This window comes from Kluyvera sp. 1366 (assembly GCF_054823405.1).
In genome coordinates this window covers 24,751-42,324 of sequence record NZ_JBTRDW010000004.1, presented here as the reverse complement: position 1 = coordinate 42,324, position 17,574 = coordinate 24,751, and the positions used below count along the sequence as shown (strand labels likewise).

At 56.2% G+C, this 17,574-nt stretch carries 13 protein-coding genes; 10 read left to right on the top strand and 3 right to left on the bottom strand.

Annotated features, from left to right (window positions below; all coding sequences use genetic code 11):
- Window positions 1–82 precede the first annotated feature (82 nt).
- The 5 genes from ACVLVH_RS09475 (at window position 83) to ACVLVH_RS09455 (ending at window position 6,910) form a co-directional block, all read left to right on the top strand.
- Window positions 83–1,210 carry an HlyD family secretion protein gene (locus tag ACVLVH_RS09475; protein ID WP_176970930.1) on the top strand — a complete coding sequence of 376 codons (1,128 nt, stop codon included), beginning with the start codon at window positions 83–85 and terminating at the stop codon, window positions 1,208–1,210.
- The gene (locus ACVLVH_RS09470) at window positions 1,207–2,775 is read left to right on the top strand and encodes a DHA2 family efflux MFS transporter permease subunit (RefSeq protein WP_110865813.1); all 1,569 of its coding nucleotides are present in this window, start codon (window positions 1,207–1,209) and stop codon (window positions 2,773–2,775) included. The genes ACVLVH_RS09475 and ACVLVH_RS09470 overlap by 4 nt, the downstream gene beginning before the upstream one ends.
- A gap of 1 nt (window position 2,776) precedes the next feature.
- Complete coding sequence (locus ACVLVH_RS09465; protein ID WP_101761008.1) at window positions 2,777–4,306, top strand: efflux transporter outer membrane subunit; 1,530 nt, start codon at window positions 2,777–2,779, stop codon at window positions 4,304–4,306.
- Window positions 4,307–4,723: 417 nt separating this feature from the next.
- Entirely contained in the window at window positions 4,724–5,125 is a 402-nt protein-coding gene (locus tag ACVLVH_RS09460; RefSeq protein WP_101761007.1) for an H-NS family histone-like protein, read from the top strand.
- A 192-nt stretch (window positions 5,126–5,317) separates the two neighbouring features.
- Window positions 5,318–6,910 (top strand): ABC-F family ATPase, encoded by a 1,593-nt coding sequence (locus ACVLVH_RS09455; RefSeq protein WP_064741202.1) that lies wholly within the window; start codon window positions 5,318–5,320, stop codon window positions 6,908–6,910.
- Window positions 6,911–7,086: 176 nt separating this feature from the next.
- Here the strand turns inward: ACVLVH_RS09455 and moeB are convergent, their stop codons facing one another.
- Together moeB and moeA are read right to left on the bottom strand one after the other, a co-directional pair.
- Window positions 7,087–7,854, bottom strand: coding sequence for a molybdopterin-synthase adenylyltransferase MoeB (moeB, locus tag ACVLVH_RS09450; RefSeq protein ID WP_192413925.1), 768 nt, complete (start codon window positions 7,852–7,854; stop codon window positions 7,087–7,089).
- Window positions 7,854–9,089, bottom strand: coding sequence for a molybdopterin molybdotransferase MoeA (gene moeA, locus ACVLVH_RS09445; RefSeq protein ID WP_304622232.1), 1,236 nt, complete (start codon window positions 9,087–9,089; stop codon window positions 7,854–7,856). Before moeA ends, moeB begins: the two co-directional genes overlap by 1 nt.
- 358 nt (window positions 9,090–9,447) lie before the next feature.
- Between moeA and ACVLVH_RS09440 the strand changes: the two genes are divergently transcribed.
- The 5 genes from ACVLVH_RS09440 to gsiD all read left to right on the top strand — a co-directional run bounded on the left by ACVLVH_RS09440 (window position 9,448) and on the right by gsiD (window position 15,764).
- Window positions 9,448–10,413, top strand: a complete 966-nt coding sequence (locus ACVLVH_RS09440) for an isoaspartyl peptidase/L-asparaginase family protein (RefSeq protein ID WP_192413921.1) — start codon at window positions 9,448–9,450, stop codon at window positions 10,411–10,413.
- Between the two features lie 9 nt (window positions 10,414–10,422).
- On the top strand, window positions 10,423–12,279 hold the full coding sequence (gsiA, locus tag ACVLVH_RS09435) for a glutathione ABC transporter ATP-binding protein GsiA (RefSeq protein ID WP_192413919.1): 1,857 nt from the start codon (window positions 10,423–10,425) through the stop codon (window positions 12,277–12,279).
- Window positions 12,280–12,342: 63 nt separating this feature from the next.
- Window positions 12,343–13,878, top strand: coding sequence for a glutathione ABC transporter substrate-binding protein GsiB (gene gsiB, locus ACVLVH_RS09430; protein ID WP_192413917.1), 1,536 nt, complete (start codon window positions 12,343–12,345; stop codon window positions 13,876–13,878).
- Between the two features lie 49 nt (window positions 13,879–13,927).
- Window positions 13,928–14,848 (top strand): glutathione ABC transporter permease GsiC, encoded by a 921-nt coding sequence (gsiC, locus tag ACVLVH_RS09425; RefSeq protein WP_061717203.1) that lies wholly within the window; start codon window positions 13,928–13,930, stop codon window positions 14,846–14,848.
- A 10-nt stretch (window positions 14,849–14,858) separates the two neighbouring features.
- Entirely contained in the window at window positions 14,859–15,764 is a 906-nt protein-coding gene (gsiD, locus tag ACVLVH_RS09420) for a glutathione ABC transporter permease GsiD (RefSeq protein WP_192236551.1), read from the top strand.
- Between the two features lie 56 nt (window positions 15,765–15,820).
- Here gsiD and ACVLVH_RS09415 read toward each other — a convergent pair whose 3' ends face one another.
- A complete protein-coding gene (locus ACVLVH_RS09415) occupies window positions 15,821–17,482 on the bottom strand; it encodes a methyl-accepting chemotaxis protein (RefSeq protein WP_192413915.1) in 1,662 nt (553 codons plus the stop codon).
- Window positions 17,483–17,574: the final 92 nt, after the last annotated feature.

Below are 17,574 nucleotides of genomic sequence, written 5' to 3'. Positions count from 1 at the left end.
TTGGCATTTGTCAATTTCCCATCTAAGGTTATGTTGACCGTTTTTGCCCGGGAATCGGGACAACTGCCTACGATGAAAAATTATGGAAAACCAGAATCAACCGTCTGAACGCGATCAGCAGGATCCGCAAAAAACCGCCAATACCCATCAAGATAACAACGAACCAGAACGTAAACGTCCCGGAAAGAAACCTCTGATTTTTCTCGCCATTGTGGTGGTGATTATGATCGTGGTGGGATTATGGTTTTGGCTCACCACGCGCAATATCGAAAGCACGGATGATGCCTTTACCGAAGGCAATGCGGTGACCATCGCGCCGAAAGCGGCCGGATATGTGGTCAAGCTGCTGGTGCGCGATAACCAGCGCGTGAAGCAGGGCGATTTGCTGGTGGAGATCGATGCGCGCGACAGTGAAGCGCAGCGCGATCAGGCCAAAGCCCAGCTTGGTCTGGCCCAGGCGCAGCTGCATCAGGCGCAGGCGCAGTTAGCCTTGTCCCGCGTGCAGTATCCGGCACAGCGCGATCAAGCTCTCGCCGATCAGGCCAAAGCGCAGGCCAATTTGCTCAACGCCCAGGCCGATTATCGTCGCCAGCGCGGTGTTGATCCCCGTGCCACTTCACAGCGCAATATTGATACTGCCGCTGCGCAATTGCGTTCGGCTGAAGCGCAACTGCAAAGCGCTAAGGCGCAGGTTGAAGTGGCTTCTCAGGTGAAGCTGCAAATCCGCCAGCAGGAAACCAATGTGGAAGCGCGTGAGCAGCAGGTTGAGCAGGCGCAGGCGCAGCTCAACACCGCCGAATTGAATCTCTCTTATACCCAGGTTCGCGCACCTTACGACGGCTTTGTCACCAAGCGTAACGTGCAACTCGGCACGCTGGTGCAGGCTGGCAGCGCGCTGTTCTCGCTGGTTTCGCCTGAAATCTGGATTAACGCCAATTTCAAAGAGTCACAGCTGGCGCGCATGAAGCCGGGTAATAAAGTGGAAATCAGTGTCGATGCCTGGCCGGATATGAAGCTGGAAGGACATGTGGATAGCGTGCAGATGGGATCCGGTTCCCGCTTCTCCACCTTCCCGGCGGAAAACGCCACCGGCAACTACGTGAAAATCGTGCAGCGCGTGCCGGTGAAAATCGTTATCGATAAAGGATTGGATCCCAATCATCCGCTGCCGCTGGGCTTGTCGGTTGAGCCGAAGGTCACAGTGGAATGAGTGCGAGCGAAAGCTGGCGTCCGGCCAGCAATCCGTGGCTGGTCGCCATTACGGTGACGCTGGCGGTGTTTATGGAGATCCTCGACACCACCATCGTTAACGTCGCGCTGCCACACATTGCCGGTTCGCTCTCCTCCAGCTACGACGAATCGACCTGGGTTTTAACCTCTTATCTGGTGGCGAACGGCATCGTGTTGCCCATTTCGGCGTTCTTCAGCCGCCTGTTTGGCCGCAAGCAGTTCTTCCTGATTTGCATCGTGATGTTCACCATCTGCTCCTTCCTGTGCGGCATCGCGACGGAGCTGTGGCAGATCATTCTGTTCCGCATCCTGCAGGGCTTTTTTGGCGGCGGATTGCAGCCGGTACAGCAATCGGTGCTGCTCGATTACTTCAAAGCGGAAGATCGCGGCAAAGCCTTTGGTCTATCGTCGATTGCGATTATCGTCGCGCCGGTGATTGGTCCGACGCTCGGCGGCTGGATCACCGACAACTACAGCTGGCGCTGGGTGTTCTTCATTAATATTCCAGTCGGTATTTTGACGGTAATGGCAATTTACCAGCTGCTGGAAGATCCGCCGTGGGAGCGCAAGTGGGATAAAGGCCGCCTGAAGATCGACTACATTGGCATCAGCCTGATCACGCTGGGGCTTGGCTGTCTGCAGGTGTTCCTCGATCGTGGCGAAGATGAAGATTGGTTTGCCTCGCACTTCATTCGCCTGTTCGCCATGCTGGCGGTGATAGGCATTATCGGCGCCATTTATTGGCTGCTGTATGCCCGCAAACCGGTGGTCGATCTTAGCGTAATGAAGGATCGTAACTTCTGGGTGGCGGGCTTGCTGATGGCGGGCATGGCGATGATTTTGTACGGCAGTTCGGTGGTACTTCCCCAACTGGCGCAGCAGGATCTCGGTTACACCGCAACCTGGTCGGGGCTGGTGCTGTCGCCCGGCGCAATATTGATTGTGCTGACGATACCCATCGTGCTGAAGCTGATGCCGATTGTGCAAACGCGCTACATCATCGCGTTCGGCTTCACCTGCCTTGCCAGCGCCTTCTTCTATTCCACCCGGCTTACGCCCAACGTTGATTTCACCACGCTGGTGTTAATGCGCAGCGCGCAGTCGATTGGCCTTGGCTTCCTGTTTGTGCCGCTGACCACCATTGCGTTCATCACCGTGCCGCAGCGATTAAACGCCGATGCGTCGGCGCTGTTCACCATGTTCCGTAACGTCGCGGGTTCGATCGGAATTTCGCTGTCGACGGCGGGCATTACCGAACGCATGCAGACGCGATCGGCCACCATGGTGCACAACATGTCGCCGCTCAATGAGCCTTACAATCTCACGCTGCAGCATTGGGCTGATTCGATCCGTAATTTCACCACCGCAGTGGGCGATCCGCTGGTGCTGGCGAGCGGGCAGCTCTACCAGGAGATGATCGCGCAGGCCCGTATTCTGGCGTACATCGACGTATTTACGGGCCTGAGTATCGTGGCGTTGCTATTGATTCCATTTTGTTGGTTGCTTTCGCCGATCAAGAGCGAAGGCAGTGCAGGAGCACATTAAAATGAGTAAGTTTTCGCGCTCTACGCCGTCACTGACGTTGCTGGCGCTGTCACTGTTGCTGGCCGGATGTGCCGTAGGACCTGATTATCAGCCGCCGCAGGCGCACACGCCGGGCGGTTACCATGATTTGCCTTCACAGCAAGCGTCTAAGCCGCTGGCGGCAGCAACCAATCCGCTGTGGTGGAAAAGCTTTAACGATCCGCAGCTTGATAGCCTGATTGAGCGCGCTATTGCCGGCAACTTAACGCTGCAACAATCGGTGCTGCGTATTGCCGGGGCGCGTGAGCAGCTGGCGCAGGCGCGCGGTGGGTTATTCCCTTCGCTTAACGGCTCGGCAAAAGTGACCCGTCAGCAGCTCGGTTTAAAAGGCTTGCTGAAATCCAACGGCGTTTATGACCAGGTTGATAGCGATGTCGCCAGCCAGCTGAACGGTTTAGACCATTCTGTCACCCTTTATCAGGGCAGCTTTGACGCCAGCTGGGAGCTGGATCTGTGGGGCAAAGTACGCCGCCAGATGGAAGCTGCGGATGCGCAGCAGCAGGCGGCCATAGAACAACGCAACGATGCGCTGGTCTCGCTGGAAGCCGAAGTGGCGCGCGCCTATCTGCAATTGCGCGGTTCGCAGGCGGTGTTGGCGACCTTGCAGCAGCAAATTGAGGTCGCGCAGCAAACCTGGGAACTGACAAAAAGCCAGCAGCAAAACGGCTTAGCGCCGACCACGGATGTGGAAAATGCCCGCGCGCAATTAGCCTCGCTGAATGCGCAGCTGCCGCAATATCAGGCGCAGCAGTTGCAGGCAATGAACGGTTTGGCGGTGCTACTGGGTAAAACACCGGGCGCACTGGATAACGAACTGATGAACAAAAAACCGCTGCCTGATTTGCCGAAATTGGTGCCGGTGGGCATTCCGTCGACGCTGGCGCGGCGACGTCCGGATATTCGCCAGGCTGAAGCCACACTGCATGCGCAGACCGCGAATATTGGCGTATCCGTTGCCGAGCTGTTCCCCAGCTTGTCGCTCACCGGGCAACTGGGCGTGCGAAATACCGATGCCAGCTATCTGGATGACTGGAGCAGCCACTTCTTCAGCGTTGGTCCGTCGCTGTCGATTCCAATTTTTCAGGGCGGCCGTTTAGTGTCCAGCGTAAAATTGGCGCGCGCGCAGCAAGCCAGCGCGGCGCTTGATTATCGGCAAACGGTATTAACTGCGCTGCAGGATGTGGAGAACGCGTTGGTCAGTTATCGCGCCGATCAGCAGCAGGTTATAGCGCTGGATGAAACCACCGGCGCACTGCAACGTGCATTTGATTTGGCCAGCGACAGTTATCGTCAGGGTATTTCCACCTTCCTCGATGTATTAGATGCGCAGCGACAACTGGCGCAAGCTAAAGCGCAATCGACGCAGGCGCGGATGCAAAGTGCACTTGATTTAGTGGCGTTATATAAAGCGCTGGGCGGTGGCTGGGAACCTTATCAAAACGTCAATTTGCCAGACTATTCTGTGTTTGGTCCCGCAACGGAAGTGCATTAATTTCCCTTAGCAGCCGGTTAAACACCGGCTTTTTTTATCGGCACGATATGAAAAAATGAGATTCTTCTCTCATCCCGGGCAATATAATAATCCGTGATGACATCAGGTTTTACGTTACACCATTAATCCTTGCTTACCATTATGCTCACTAATGCTGCAGCGCGTAATAGCCGCTAAATGATTGTTTATTACCTGGGAATATTGCTTTGAAATCGATTCCAGTTGCTACATATGGAACACATTACGCTTGTTAATTCAGGGTTAATTAAAGCGGTTATCCGCGTTTTAAACCCTAACGTAAGAAATATGTAAGCAACTTCAGATTAATCCGGGCAATAAAATTAATTTATTTTTTTATTTGAATTAGGTAATCTTGCCACTACAGTTTATTTAACCCCCTTAAGCAAGGACATTGTGATGAGTGACGCATTTAAAGTTCTGAACAACATTCGCACATTACGTGCGCAGGCTCGTGAACTGCCATTGAGCGATCTGGAAGAAATTCTGGAAAAATTAACGGTTGTCGTGACTGAACGTCGTGACGAAGTAAACGCTGAAGAAGCGCAGAACCGCGAAAAAGAAGAGAAGCTGTCTAAATATCGCGAAATGCTGCTGGCTGATGGTATTGACCCGAACGAATTACTGGGCGCTCTGGAAGTTGGTAAAAAACGCGCTAAGCGTGCACCACGCCCGGCAAAATATTCCTACACCGACGAAAACGGTGAAGTAAAATCATGGACCGGTCAGGGCCGTACACCAGCAGCGATTAAAAAAGCGCTGGATTCAGGTAAAAGCCTCGACACTTTCCTGATCAAATAATCCGCACAATCCTTGTAAGTGGGAGCCGGGGGCAAATGCCCCCGGCTTTTTTGTTGTTTTTATTTCTTTATGAGCAACAACACCTTTAGCCCAACGTAACCTCTGCCTCTGGCGCAGAGGTGGCGTCCGGGTGCCCGCTTCTGGCATAATGCCCGCTGTTTTTTCCTCCACTGCGTAACAAAGGTCAATGCCGTGTTAGTTTCCAGCAATATCACCATGCAGTTCGGCAGTAAGCCGCTGTTCGAAAATATCTCCGTTAAATTTGGCGGCGGTAATCGTTACGGTTTAATCGGTGCGAACGGCAGCGGTAAATCTACCTTTATGAAAATACTGGGCGGCGATTTGGCGCCAACGGGTGGAAATGTTTCCCTCGACCCAAATGAGCGTATCGGTAAGTTACGTCAGGACCAATTTGCCTTCGAGCAATATAGTGTGCTGGACACCGTGATCATGGGCCACAATGAATTGTGGGCAGTGAAGCAAGAGCGTGACCGTATATATGCATTGCCAGAAATGAGCGAAGAGGAAGGCTATAAAGTGGCCGACCTTGAAGTCGAATACGGCGAGATGGACGGTTACAGTTCAGAATCACGTGCCGGTGAATTATTACTGGGCGTTGGCATTCCTGTGGAGCAGCATTACGGCCCGATGAGCGAAATTGCGCCGGGTTGGAAATTGCGTGTCCTTTTAGCGCAGGCATTATTTGCCAATCCTGATATTTTGTTGCTCGATGAACCGACCAACAACCTGGATATCGATACCATTCGTTGGTTGGAGCAAGTGCTCAACGAACGTAACAGCACCATGATCATCATTTCGCATGACCGTCACTTCCTGAATATGGTGTGCACGCACATGGCGGATCTGGATTACGGTGAACTGCGCGTTTATCCGGGTAATTATGACGAATATATGACCGCGGCTACCCAGTCACGCGAACGTTTATTATCGGATAACGCCAAGAAGAAAGCGCAAATTGCCGATCTGCAATCGTTTGTTAGCCGTTTTAGCGCCAACGCCTCTAAATCGCGTCAGGCGACTTCGCGTGCTAAACAGATTGATAAAATTAAGCTGGAAGAAGTTAAAGCCTCCAGCCGTCAAAACCCGTTTATCCGTTTTGATCAGGATAAGAAGCTGTTCCGTAATGCGCTGGAAGTTGAAGCGCTGACCAAAGGTTTTGATAACGGTCCGCTGTTTAATAAACTCAACCTGATGTTAGAAGTCGGCGAGAAATTGGCGATTCTCGGTGCCAACGGTATCGGTAAAACTACGTTGCTGAAAACGCTGGTCGGTGAACATACGCCGGATAGCGGCACAGTGAAATGGTCTGAGAATGCGCGCATTGGTTATTACGGCCAGGATCACGCGGAAGACTTCGCTGACGATCTGACGGTATTCGACTGGATGAGCCAGTGGAAGCAGGAAGGCGATGACGAACAGGCGGTGCGCAGTATTCTTGGTCGTCTGCTGTTTGGTCACGACGAGATCAACAAGCCCGCTAAGGTGCTGTCCGGTGGTGAAAAGGGTCGCATGCTATTTGGCAAGCTGATGATGCAAAAGCCAAACATCCTGATCATGGATGAACCGACTAACCACCTGGATATGGAATCGATCGAATCGCTCAACATGGCGCTGGAGATGTACGAAGGCACCCTGATTTTCGTCTCGCACGACCGTGAGTTTGTGAGCTCGCTGGCTACCCGCGTGATGGAGATGAAAGCCGATCGTATTATCGACTTCACGGGTAATTACGAAGATTACCTGCGCAGTCAGGGCATTGTTTAAGGCTTGTGAGGTTTCGGCGCCGATCAGGCGAAAATGCCGGGTCGCTGCGTAACGACGGTGTAAATATTTCCCTGTAACCTCGGCCGCCGCATCCCTGCGGCGGAGGCTTTACTCCGGACCCGGCATACACGCCTTTATGCACGTCAGCTGCCAGCGTTATACCTCGCGCAAGGTCGTCATTCATGGCGACCTGATTCACCGCACACTTCACAATGCGCATCCTGCGCCACCTTCATGCTGCGGAACTCCGCGCTCATCGCGTCGTACATCAATAAGCGTGCGCTAGCGGGTTGACCGAAAGCCGTCAGCACTTTTAAGGTTTCCATCGCCTGCATAGCACCGACCACACCCACCAACGGCGCCATCACGCCAGCTTCCACGCAACTTAACACCTGATCGCCAAACAAACGGCTGATGCAGCGATAACACGGCTCGCCGGGCTGCCAGGTAAACACGCTGAGCTGGCCTTCCATGCGAATCGCTGCGCCGGAAATCAGCGGCACCTTGTGCTGAAAACAGAGGCGGTTGATCTGCTCGCGGGTATCGACGTTATCGGTGCAATCCACCACCGCATCATGGCGCGCAATTAACGTGCTGAGCTGCGCGTCATCCAGCTGCGCATCAATCGGCTCCAGCTGGCAATGCGGATTAATTGCCGCCAACTGCTGCTGCGCCGAGGCGACTTTCGCTACGCCAATTTTCGCATCACTGTGCAGGATCTGGCGCTGGAGATTACTGAGGCTAACGCTGTCGAAATCGAGCAACGTGAGATGTCCCACACCCGCCGATGCCAGATAGGGCGCCGCCGCACAGCCGAGTCCGCCGAGGCCGATCACCAACACCTGTGCCGCCTTTAGCTTCTCCTGGCCATCAAAATCAAAACCGCGCAGGACAATCTGACGGTTATAGCGCAGCATCTCTTCATCGCTCAACTCAACGCTCATTAGCCCTCCAGCAAGCTATTAAAGGCTTCGATCTCCACCCATTCGCCCGGTTCCACATCGCCGCGCTCGCGCTCCAGCACCACAAAGCAGTTAGCCAGCGCGAACGAGCTGAACACATGCGAACCTTGCGCACCGGTGCTGCGCACTTCCAGCACGCCATCGTCACCGCGGCTGAGAATCGCACGCTGGAAGTCGAGACGACCCGGCGATTTCTTCAAACGTTGCGTAGCACGCGCACGTTGGCGTAGCGGCATGATGCGCGTGGTTTGGCCGGTTAAGGTGGCCAGCAGCGGCTGGACCAATTGATAGAAGGTTACCGCCGCAGAAACCGGATTGCCCGGTAAACCGCAGAACCAGCTATTGGCCAGGCGACCAAAAGCAAAGGGTTTGCCCGGTTTGATCGCCAGTTTCCAGAAGGTGATAGCGCCGAGCTCTTCCAGTATCGCACGGGTGAAATCGGCTTCGCCAACCGACACGCCGCCGGTGCTGATCACCACATCGGCCTGGCGATCGGCTTCGGTAAAGGCGGTACGCAGCGCCGCCTGATCGTCGGCAATCACGCCGAGATCGATCACTTCGCAGCCCAGCTTGTTAAGCATTAACGCCACGGTAAAGCGGTTGGTATCGTAAATCTGACCTTCCGCCAGCGGCTGGCCGACCGCCTGCAGTTCATCGCCGGTGGAGAAGATTGCCACGCGCAGTTTGCGCAGCACGCTGACTTCAGCAATCCCCAGCGACGCCAGCAGCGGCAGTTCGGCCGCACCGAGGCGCACACCGGCGTCCAGCACCTGTTTGCCCGCCTGAATGTCTTCACCGATGCGACGAATATTTTGCGCAGTCTGCACCGGCGCGGTAATGACAATGCCGCCGTCGCGTTGCTCCGTTTGCTCCTGCATCACCACGGCATCACAACCGGCGGGAATCGGCGCGCCGGTCATGATGCGGATTACGCTGCCCGCGGGCCACGCACCGTTAAACGGCGCACCGGCGAAGGCTTTACCGGCCACCGGGAACACGCGATCGGGTGCGATGTCGGCCAGACGCAGCGCGTAACCATCCATCGCCGAGTTATCAAACGAGGGCACATCGAGCGGCGAGTTGATCGGCCTGGCGGTGATACGTCCGGCGGCCTCAAACAGCGAGACGTTGATCGAATCGCTAATCGGCGTCAACTGTTGCAGCATCTTTTGCTGCGCGTCTTCGAGGGAGATTAATCCTGCGGTAAAAGGTTCCATGTCCATCTCTGTCTGGTTAATTTCAGATGCGGTCTATTATGGGTAATGCGTGGCCGTTAAGCGAGAGTGCACTTTACTCAATCAATGCACATTCCGTAGCGGCGCAATTTATTGCGCGATAAATCGCGCCGCTACGGAATGTGCGAATGGTAAAGGGGTTTTCCTGTTTTACAGGTGCGCATCCGCTAAGCACATCACAACCAAAAAAGCATAATCCACAATAAAAGGTTATGACCGCGCAGGCAGTTTCTGCTTTACAAGATGAGGGTGCCTTTCTATAGTCGAAAATTGTCAAAAAAAGATGAAAACCATTCTAAATCAGTGTTTTTGGTTCTGATTCCTTAACAGGGTACCGGTTATGGCTAAAGCAGTTATCGCAATTCACGGCGGTGCAGGCGCGATTACGCGTGCGGCAATGAGCGCCGAAAAAGAGCAGCACTATCGTCAGCAACTCACCGCAATCGTTACCGCAGGCCAGCAAATTCTTGCGGCGGGCGGCAGCGCGTTAGATGCCGTTACCGAAGCCGTACGCCTGCTGGAAGAGTGTCCGCTGTTTAACGCGGGCAAGGGCGCGGTGTTCACCCATCAGGGCACGCATGAACTCGATGCCAGCATTATGGATGGTCGCACGCTGGAGGTCGGCGCGGTCGCGGGCGTCAGCCACATCCGCAATCCGATTCTGGCGGCGCGTAAGGTGCTGGAGAATAGCCCGCACGTACTGTTTATCGGTGCGGGCGCAGAAGCTTTCGCCGCTGAGCAAGGTTTAGCGCCGGTCGACGCCGATTTCTTCTCCACGCCGGAGCGCTGGGAGCAGCTGCAGCGCGCGCTGCACAGCCAGCAGATGGTGCTGGATCACGATGGCGAAGCAAACAGTCACAGCGACGATCCGCTGGACCCGGATCGCAAATTCGGCACCGTCGGTGCGGTCGCGCTCGATCTTCAGGGTAATCTGGCGGCCGCCACCTCAACCGGCGGCATGACCAACAAACAGGCCGGTCGCGTGGGCGATTCGCCTTTAGTCGGCGCAGGCTGCTACGCCAGCAACGACACCGTAGCGGTCTCCTGTACCGGTACCGGCGAAGTGTTTATCCGCACGCTCGCCGCTTACGACGTGGCGGCGCAGATGCATTACGCCGGACGCTCGCTGCAACAGGCCACCGCCAACGTCATTCATGACAAAGTGCAGGAGCTGGAAGGCAGCGGCGGGCTGATTGCCATTGACGCCGCAGGCAATGTGGCGCTGCCGTTTAACAGCGAAGGCATGTATCGCGGATTCGCCTATGTGAATGGCGATGTTGAGGTAGCGATTTACCGCGACAGCTAAGGAGCAGGCATGACGGACCAACAGCTGCAGTTTGCGCCGGAGCAGGTTCTGGCGGTGCGCGATCTTAACGTGCGCTTTGAGCATGAAGGGCGCATTACCGAAGCGGTACGCAACCTGTCGCTCGACCTGCATCGCGGTGAAACTCTGGCGCTGGTGGGCGAATCGGGCTCGGGCAAATCCGTCACCTCGCTGGCGCTGATGCGCTTGATTCAGCAGGCCGGCGGCGAAGTGAGCGGAGATATCCAGCTGCGGCGTCGCAATGGCGAGGTGCTGGATGTGATGCGCGCGTCGAACGGTCAGATGCGCAAAGTGCGCGGCGCCGATATGGCGATGATCTTTCAGGAGCCGATGACCTCGCTCAACCCGGTGTTTACCGTTGGCGAGCAGATTGCGGAATCCATCCGTCTGCATCAGGGAAAAAGTCACCAGCAGGCGCTGGCGGAAGCGCGGCGCATGCTCGATCTGGTGCGCATTCCCGAAGCGCAAAATGTGTTATCACGCTATCCGCATCAACTCTCGGGCGGCATGCGACAGCGCGTAATGATTGCCATGGCGCTGTCGTGCAAACCGGCGCTGCTGATTGCCGACGAACCTACCACCGCACTCGACGTCACTATTCAGGCGCAAATTCTGCAGTTGATCCGCGTGCTGCAAAAAGAGATGCAGATGGGGGTGATTTTCATCACCCATGATATGGGCGTAGTGGCGGAGATGGCCGATCGCGTGCAGGTGATGTATCGCGGCGATGTGGTAGAGCGCGCGTCGGTGCAGCAGCTGTTTGCCGACCCGCAGCAGCCCTATACCCGCGCGTTGCTGGCGGCGGTGCCCAAACTGGGGGCGATGCACGGCCAGCCGCTACCGGCTAAATTTCCCTTATTGCATAGCAACGGACGTGAAGAACTGGCCGCACCGCAGGACACGGTGCGTCACGATCGACCGCCGATTTTGCAGGTGCGCGATTTAGTCACGCGCTTTGATATTCGCGGCGGTTTACTCAATCGCGTTAAACGCCGCGTGCACGCGGTCGAGAAAGTCAGTTTCGATCTCCATGCCGGTGAAACGCTGGCGCTGGTGGGGGAATCCGGCTGCGGAAAATCCACTACCGGGCGTTCGCTGCTGCGGCTGGTAGCCAGCCAGGGCGGTACCATTACTTTTGACGGCCAACGCATCGATGCGCTGCAGGGCAATGCGCTGGCGTCGCTGCGTCGCGATATCCAGTTTATCTTCCAGGATCCTTACGCCTCGCTCGATCCGCGTTTGACCGTGGGTTTTACGATCATGGAACCGCTGCTGGTGCACAAAACGCTGGATCGTCGTCAGGCAGAGAAGCGCGTTGCCTGGCTGCTGGAGCGTGTCGGCCTGCTGCCGGAACATGCGCAGCGTTATCCGCACGAATTTTCCGGCGGCCAGCGCCAGCGCATCTGCATTGCGCGCGCGCTGGCGCTCAATCCCAAAGTGGTGATCGCCGATGAATCGGTGTCGGCGCTGGATGTGTCGATTCAGGCGCAAATCATCAACCTGATGCTCGATTTACAGCGTGAATTTGGTATCGCTTTCTTATTTATCTCGCACGATATGGCGGTGGTGGAACGCATCAGCCATCGCGTGGCGGTGATGTATCTCGGACAAATTGTGGAAATGGGGCCGCGTCAGGCGGTATTTGAGCAGCCGCGCCATCCCTACACAAAAAAACTGATGGCCGCGGTGCCGGTGGCCGATCCGGCCCATCGGCATCGTGAGCGGGCGCTGATGGTGGATGAGATCCCCAGCCCGATTCGCCCGCTGGGCGATGAGCCAGAAGTGGCGCCTTTACTGGAAGTGGCACCGGGCCATTTTGTCGCCCGGCACGCAATTAGCGGCGCCTGAGCAGCAAACAACCGCACATCTTTGGATGTCGCGCATGACAGGGATTACAGGAGAACGATAACGATGCACCATATTATGCGAAAAGGGGTTATCACTGCCGGTTTGTTGAGTTCGGCGCTGGCGCTGCCCGCGTGGGCGGCGAAAGATGCGGTGATTGCGGTGGCCTCGACTTTTACCACGCTCGATCCGTATGACGCTAACGATACGCTGTCGCAGGCGGTGGCGAAGTCCTTCTATCAGGGCTTGTTCGGCTTCGATAAAGACATGAAGCTGACCAACGTGCTGGCGGAAAGTTATCAGGCGAGCAGCGACGGCCTGACCTACACCATTAAGCTGCGCGCCGGCGTGAAATTCCAGGATGGCACTGACTTTAATGCCGAAGCGGTGAAGGTGAACCTCGATCGCGCCAGCAATCCGGATAACCATCTCAAACGCTATAACCTGTTCAAATATATCGCCACCACCGAAGTGGTCGATCCGAGCACAGTGAAAATCACCCTGAAGCAGCCGTTCTCGGCCTTCATTAATAATCTCGCGCATCCGGCGGCGGTGATGATTTCCCCGACCGCGCTGAAGAAATATGGCAAAGAGATCGGCTTCCATCCGGTAGGAACCGGCCCGTTTGCCTTTGATACCTGGAACCAGACCGACTTCGTGAAAGTGAAGAAGTGGGACGGCTACTGGAAAAAAGGCTATCCGAAGCTGGATAGCATTACCTGGCGTCCGGTGGTGGATAACAACACCCGCGCGGCGATGCTGCAAACTGGCGAAGCGAGCTTTGCTTTCCCAGTGCCGTTCGAGCAGGCCAAACTGCTGGAAGGCAACAGCAAGCTCGATGTGGTCACCACGCCGTCAATCATGCAGCGCTACATCAGCCTCAACGTGACGCAAAAGCCGTTTGATAACCCGAAAGTGCGTGAAGCGCTGGAGTACGCCATCAACCGTCAGGCACTGGCAAAAGTCGCCTTTGCCGGTTACGCCACGCCAGCCACCGGCATCGTGCCGCCGAGCATCGACTTTGCGCAGAGCTATCCGGCAATCAAATATGATCCGGCCAAAGCGCGCGAACTGCTGAAAGAAGCGGGCTTCCCGAACGGTTTCGAAACCACGTTGTGGTCATCGCATAACCACAGCACCGCGCAGAAAGTGCTGCAATTCACCCAGCAGCAGCTGGCGCAGGTGGGCGTGAAGGTGAAAGTGACGGCGATGGATGCCGGTCAGCGTGCCGCGGAAGTGGAGAGCAAAGGGCAGAAAGAGAGCGGTGTACGCATGTTCTACACCGGCTGGTCCGCCTCGACCGGTGAAGCTGATTGGGCGCTGACGCCGCTGTTCGCCACCACTTCATGGCCGCCAGCAATCTTCAACACCGCCTTCTACAGCAATCCGCAGGTGGATAAAGATCTCGCCGATGCGCTGAAAACCACCGATCGCGACCAGAAAGCTAAGCTGTACAAAGACGCGCAGGATCGCATCTGGAACGATCATCCGTGGATCCCGCTGGTGGTGGAACAACTGCTGTCAGCCAACAATAAAAACCTCAGCGGTTTTTATGTCATGCCCGATACCTCATTCAATTTTGATGAGGCCGATCTGAAGTAACAGACGCGGCCAGCCTTAGCGGGCTGGCCGATGCTGCGCAGGACTTCGCATGCTCAACTATTTTCTCAAACGATTACTGGGACTGATTCCCACGCTGCTGATTGTGGCAGTGCTGGTGTTCCTGTTCGTCCATTTGCTGCCGGGCGATCCGGCGCGCCTGATTGCCGGCCCGGAAGCGGATGCCTCGGTGGTGGCGCTGGTGCGTCAGGATCTCGGCCTCGATCAGCCGCTGATCAAGCAGTTCTGGCACTTTATGATCAATGCGGTGCAGGGCGATTTCGGCCATTCGCTGGTCTCGAAACGTCCGGTGATTGACGAAATTGCCGCGCGCTTTTTCCCGACGCTGTGGCTGACACTCAGCAGCATGGTGTGGGCGGTGATATTCGGTATGGCGATTGGCATCACCTCGGCGGTGTGGCGCAATCGCTGGCCGGATCGCATCGGCATGACGCTGGCGGTGTCGGGCATCTCGTTCCCGGCGTTTGCGCTCGGCATGCTGCTGATGCAGGTGTTTTCCGTCGAGCTCGGCTGGTTGCCGACCGTTGGCGCGGATAGCTGGAAACACTACATTTTGCCATCGATCACCTTGGGTGCAGCGGTGGCGGCGGTGATGGCGCGCTTCACCCGCGCGTCGTTCGTGGAGGTGATGCAGGAAGATTACATGCGCACCGCGCGCGCCAAAGGGGTGCGCGAATCGCTGGTGGTGGTGAAACACGGCCTGCGCAACGCGATGATCCCGGTGGTCACCATGATGGGCCTGCAGTTTGGCTTCCTGCTCGGCGGCTCGATTGTGGTGGAGGTGGTGTTCAACTGGCCCGGCCTGGGCCGCTTGCTGGTGGATTCGGTCGAGATGCGCGATTACCCGGTGATTCAGGCCGAAGTGCTGCTGTTCTCGCTGGAGTTCATCCTGATTAACCTGATTGTCGATGTGCTGTACGCGGCAATCAACCCGGCAATTCGCTACAAGTAAGGAGTTGCAATTGAAGAACTGGCGACGAGCCGCGGCATTGAAAACCCTGCCGACTATCACGGAAAACCGGGTACGCACGCCGTGGCGCGAATTCTGGCGACGCTTTCGCCGTCAGCATGTGGCGCTGCTGGCCGGAGTGTTTGTGCTGCTGCTGATCGTGGTGGCGTTTATCGCGCCGCTGATTGCGCCGTTTGATGCGGAAAACTATTTCGATTATGACCGGCTAAACGAAGGGCCGTCGCTGATGCACTGGTTTGGCGTTGACTCGTTGGGGCGCGATATCTTCAGCCGTGTGCTGGTGGGCACACGTATTTCGCTGATAGCCGGTTTCTTCTCGGTGGCGATTGGCGCGCTGATCGGCACCGTTTTAGGCCTGCTGGCGGGCTATTACGAAGGCTGGTGGGATCGCATCACCATGCGTATCTGCGATGTGCTGTTCGCTTTCCCCGGCATTCTGCTGGCGATTGCGGTGGTGGCGATTATGGGCAGCGGCATGAGCAACGTGATTGTCGCGGTGGCGATCTTCAGCATTCCGGCGTTTGCCCGTTTGGTGCGCGGCAATACGCTGGTGCTGAAACATCAAACCTATATTGAGTCGGCACGCAGTATTGGCGCGTCGGACTGGACCATAATTATGCGTCACATCCTGCCCGGCACGGTGTCGTCGATTGTGGTCTATTTCACCATGCGTATCGGTACCTCGATTATCACGGCGGCGAGTTTGTCCTTTCTCGGCCTCGGCGCGCAGCCGCCCACGCCGGAGTGGGGCGCGATGCTCAATGAAGCGCGCGCCGATATGGTAATTGCGCCGCATGTCGCCATCTTCCCGAGCCTGGCGATTTTCCTCACCGTGCTGGCGTTTAACCTGCTGGGTGATGGTTTGCGTGATGCGCTGGATCCGAAATTGAAGACCTGATGGTGAGTCCGGTCGCCATTTATGGCGACCTCTTCAATAACCGCACCACTCCGGTCTTAAAACGTTTCCCAATTGTCATTACTGTGCGCGGCGGCAGGCTGCGCGCGGGTTGGTGTTATCACCGGTTTCACCACTTTCGCCACCGTTGCAGTCGCCTGGCGCGTGCCGGTTTTGAAGCGGGCCACCGCAGAAGAGAGGCTGCTGGCCTGCTGCTCCAGCGACGCTGAGGCGTTAGCCGATTCCTGCACCAGCGTGGCGTTCTGCTGCGTGACGCGATCCATCTCGTTCACCGCCTGACCAATCTGGTCGATGCCGCGGCTCTGCTCATCGGACGCTGAAGCAATCTCGCCCATGATATCGGTGACGCGGGTAACAGCGCTGACGATTTCCTGCATGGTTTCACCGGCGCTGCTCACCTGCTGCGAACCGGTGTTGACACGCTGCACGGAATTCTCAATCAGCAGTTTGATCTCTTTCGCCGCCTGAGCGCTGCGCTGTGCCAGATTGCGCACTTCACCCGCTACCACGGCAAAACCGCGTCCTTGTTCACCGGCGCGCGCCGCTTCAACTGCCGCGTTGAGCGCGAGGATGTTGGTCTGGAAGGCGATGCCATCAATCACGCTGGTGATATCGGCGATTTTCTTCGAGCTGTCGGCGATATCGCGCATGGTTTTCACCACACCATCCACCACGTTGCCGCCTTTATCGGCGGTTTCCGAGGCGGTTTTCGCCAGCTGCGTGGCCTGACGCGCGTTATCGGCGTTCTGTTTCACCGTGGCGGTCAGCTGTTCCATGCTGGCGGCGGTCTCTTCCAGCGATGCCGCTTGCTGCTCGGTGCGTGAAGAGAGATCGTTATTGCCGCTGGCAATCTCGCTGGCGCTGCCAAAAATCGCATCCGCGCTATCACGCACATTGTTAATGGTGCTGAGCAGCGACTGCTGCATATGGTTGAGGCTGGCGGCAATCGATGCCATTTCACTGCGGCCTTCCACCTGCAAACGGGCGGAGAGATCGCCGTCGGCGAAGCGCTCCATCTGCTGCTGCACCTGCTTCATCGGTGCCAGCAGGATGCGACGCACCAGAATCCACACCGCAACCAGCAACAGCACCACAACTATCGCCATCACGGCGACCAACACCAGCATGTGCTGATAGTTATTATCATATTCCGCATTGCGCTCGGCCAGCAGCTGCACGTTGTGCTCGCGCCATTGCTTGTACGCGACTTCCAGATCGTCCTGAGCCTGCTGGGCGTCAAGGTTGCCATAGGCGGCGTAATCATTGGCTTTCAGGAACGCTGCCGACTGTTTCAGTAATTCTGCGAAGGCAGCAAATTTAGCGTCGACTACACTGGCTGAATCAGCGCTTTGTCCGGCAATGCGCGGCATGCTCTGGTATAGGTCATAATGTTGCTTTGCTTCATCCAGTGACGCACCCGCGCTGATCAGCAGTTTGTTGATGGCGGCGACGGACGCTTCATCCGTTTGTTTTTTCAGGATACGAATGGCGACGCGGTTAATGATTACGCGCGTTTTCACCAGCGTTTGCCAACCGTCGGCCAGCTCACGCTGCTGATGTGACAGCTGATTACTGGTGCTGAAATTATGCTTTCCGGTAATCAGTGATGATAAAAACAGCGAGCCGGAAATCGCCTGCATCGCGGTGAAAACCACCAATATCATCATGATGGCTGTCACAATTTTCATTCGTTTAAACATAGGTGCGTCTCTGAGGAAGTAGGCTAATACCCAGGTTATCGGTATAAAAGCAAATCGCTTAAGTGCCAGCAGGAAATAATTACGTCACGGGA